Origin of the sequence: Dokdonella sp. (assembly GCF_051958935.1) — a bacterium.
Classification (GTDB): domain Bacteria; phylum Pseudomonadota; class Gammaproteobacteria; order Xanthomonadales; family Rhodanobacteraceae; genus Dokdonella_A.
The window spans coordinates 1-3,117 of the sequence record NZ_JBQCFP010000037.1 but is presented as its reverse complement, the minus strand read 5'-3'; the positions used below and the strand labels follow the sequence as shown (position 1 = coordinate 3,117).

General features: G+C 66.9%; 3 protein-coding genes and 1 pseudogene. All 4 read right to left on the bottom strand.

Going from position 1 to position 3,117, the window contains the following annotated elements; genetic code table 11:
- Window positions 1-706, bottom strand: a pseudogene (locus ACTHK2_RS03765) (aminodeoxychorismate synthase component I); the annotation flags it as partial.
- Window positions 707-859: 153 nt separating this feature from the next.
- Window positions 860-2,095: a beta-ketoacyl-ACP synthase II gene (fabF, locus tag ACTHK2_RS03760; protein WP_440244358.1), complete on the bottom strand. Its 1,236-nt coding sequence runs from the start codon at window positions 2,093-2,095 to the stop codon at window positions 860-862.
- A 118-nt stretch (window positions 2,096-2,213) separates the two neighbouring features.
- Entirely contained in the window at window positions 2,214-2,453 is a 240-nt protein-coding gene (gene acpP, locus ACTHK2_RS03755) for an acyl carrier protein (protein ID WP_132000193.1), read from the bottom strand.
- A 354-nt stretch (window positions 2,454-2,807) separates the two neighbouring features.
- Window positions 2,808-3,117: SDR family oxidoreductase (locus ACTHK2_RS03750; RefSeq protein WP_440244357.1), on the bottom strand; the 310-nt coding region annotated here is incomplete at its 5' end.

Genomic DNA, 3,117 nt, shown 5'->3' with positions numbered 1-3,117 from the left:
GCGCCGGATTGGCCCGCCGCAGCGCCGCATGGACATCGACTGGCCGTGGCGCCGGCGTACAACGCGCACGCCACGCGCGCGACAGGTTGACCTGGAACACATCGCCGTCACGAAGGTGTTCACGCACGCGCGCAACGCCGTCGAGGAAGGCCTTGGGGTCGTCCTCTTCGATCTGCGTGCGGCCGCGCAGCGACCCCTCGAAGCTCGCGACCGCGGCAAGGTCGGCGTCGAGCTCGCCGAGCAATGCCTCCCGCCCGGTTTCCGCGACGAGCAGGGTCCGCGCACGCTCGTGGTCGACGATGATCGCCGCGGGGCAGCGCAACGCGAGCGCGGTCGGCAACGCCGCTCCGCGCGGTTCGGGAAGATGCAGGCAGGGCTCGATCTCGGCCGCGAGTTCGTAGCCGAGGTAGAGCAGCCAGCCGCCGTGGAACGGCAGGCCGTCGTCACTGCGCGCGACACGCTCCGCGCGCCACGCGTCGTCGAGCGCATCGAGGAACCGATCGCCATGCGATGCGCCATGCTCGTCGCGCACGATGCCAGCGGCGAGGCGCAGCTCACGCTCGGGAAACGCGAACAAGATGTCGTGCCGCGCGCGCGCGCTGCCACGCGCGGCGCTCTCGAGAAGACCCGGATAGCGACCCGGCCGAGCCGCGGCGAGGCCGAGCAGGTCGCGCACGCCGGCGATTTCCTTGACGACGTGGGTCATGGCCTTCGGATATGGAATCAGCAGCACGAGCTTGAAACACGAAGCACACAGAGCACACCGAGCACGCTAAAGACGATGGATCTGCTTCTTCGTGTGCTCTGTGTGCTTCGTGTTTCGATCTTTGCGCTTGACGCTGCTTTCGGAGACTTGCACTCAGGCGCGGCGGAAGACGAGCGTGCCGTTGGTGCCGCCGAAGCCGAACGAGTTGGACAGCACGACGTCGAGCTTCGCGTCACGCGCCGTATGCGGGACGAAGTCGAGGTCGCAGCCTTCGCCGGGCGCGTCGAGGTTGATCGTCGGCGGCACGACGTTGTCGCGCAGCGCGAGGATCGAGAAGATCGCTTCGACGCCGCCCGCGGCGCCGAGCAGGTGGCCGGTCATCGACTTGGTCGAACTGACCATGAGCTTCGCCGCGTGGTCGCCGAACACGCCCTTGATGCCCTGCACTTCGGCGACGTCGCCGGCCGGCGTCGACGTGCCGTGCGCATTGATGTACTGCACGTCGCCGAGGTTGAGGCCGGCATCCTTGACCGCCGCGACCATGCAGCGGCCGCCGCCCTCGCCGTTCTCGCTCGGCGCGGTCATGTGGTACGCATCGCCGCTCATGCCGAAGCCGACCAGCTCGCAGTAGATGCGCGCGCCGCGCTTCTTCGCATGTTCGTAGTCTTCGATGACGAGCACGCCCGCACCGTCGGACAGCACGAAACCGTCGCGGTCCTTGTCCCATGGACGGCTCGCCTTGTGCGGCTCGTCGTTGCGCGTGGACAGCGCGCGCGCCGAGCAGAAACCGCCGACCGCGGTTCCGACGGTCGAATACTCGGCGCCGCCCGCGATCATCACGTCGGCGTCGCCGTACTGGATCATGCGCATGGCGAGGCCGATGTTGTGCGTTGCGGTCGTGCATGCGGTGACGCAGGCGATGTTCGGCCCCTTGAGGCCGAGCATGATCGACAGGTTGCCCGACGCCATGTTGATGATCGAGCTCGGCACGAAGAACGGCGAGATCTTGCGCTGGCCCTGCTCGTGGTAGGTGATCGAGGTCTTCTCGATCGTCGCGATGCCGCCGATGCCCGCGCCGACCGCGACGCCGATGCGTTCCTCGTCGTGCTCGTGCGGGTGCAGGCCGGCGTCGGCGAGCGCCTGCACGGACGCGGCGATGCCGTAGTGGATGAACGGGTCCATCTTCTTGACGTCCTTCGCCGCGACGAACTGCGCCGGGTCGAAGTCGCGCACCTCGCCGGCGATGCGGGTCGGGAACGTCGATGCGTCGAAATGGGTGATCGGGCCGATGCCGCTCTTGCCGGCGGTGATGTTCGACCAGGCGGTGGCGACATCGTTGCCGACGGGGCTGACGATGCCGAGACCGGTGACGACGACGCGACGCTTCATAGTCCACCTTTGCGATCGTCCCGGATCGCGCGAGCAAGAGCGGCCGTCCTGGCCGCATTCGTCAAAAACAAAACTGCGCCCGTCGGGCGCAGCTTCGGGTTGCCTGCTGGCGAATCGATCAGGCCTTGACGTGCGCCTTCACGTAGTCGATCGCCTGCTGGACGGTCGTGATCTTCTCGGCTTCCTCGTCCGGAATTTCGCACTCGAATTCTTCTTCCAGCGCCATCACCAGCTCGACCGTATCCAGCGAGTCGGCGCCGAGGTCGTCGACGAACGACGCGTTCGGGGTGACTTCGTCCTCCTTCACGCCGAGCTGCTCGACCACGATCTTCTTGACGCGCTCTTCGATAGTGCTCATGTGTTTCTAAACCTCCGGTCGGAATTCATGCGGCGCATGCAGGCCGCGTCGCCACGGCGGGCAGCGCGCGCCCCTGTAAACCGCGGCATTGTAGTGGAAGCCCTGCCCCCTCGCCAGCCGCGCCGGGGAGGGCCGAACGAACCTCGGCGGCGGCATCGAAGATGCGGCCAAGGTGCTGAATAACAAGCGTTAGCAGGCTGTTGAAAAACAGCCTGCTAACGCGATCCAGGGATGGATCGCTCGCGAGTCGACGACGCAAGTCGTTGAATCGCGGAAGCGAGTCCGGACATGCGCCGGACTCACTGAGTTGAAAAAGCGCTGGATAGCGCCTTTTTCAACGGCCGGTTAGGGCATCTACATGCCGCCGTGCACGTGGACCGTCTCGCCGGTGATGAACGACGCCGCGGGCGAAGCGAGGAACGCGACCGCCTTGGCGATGTCCTCAGCCGCGCCGAGGCGGCCGAGCGCGATCTGGCCGAGCAGCGCGTTGCGCTGCTCCTCCGGCAACGCACGCGTCATGTCGGTATCGATGAACCCGGGCGCGACGAGGTTGAGGGTGATCCCGCGCGAGCCGATCTCGCGCGCGAGCGACTTGGAGAACGCGATGATGCCCGCCTTCGCCGCCGCGTAGTTCGCCTGGCCCGGGTTGCCGGTGAGGCCGATC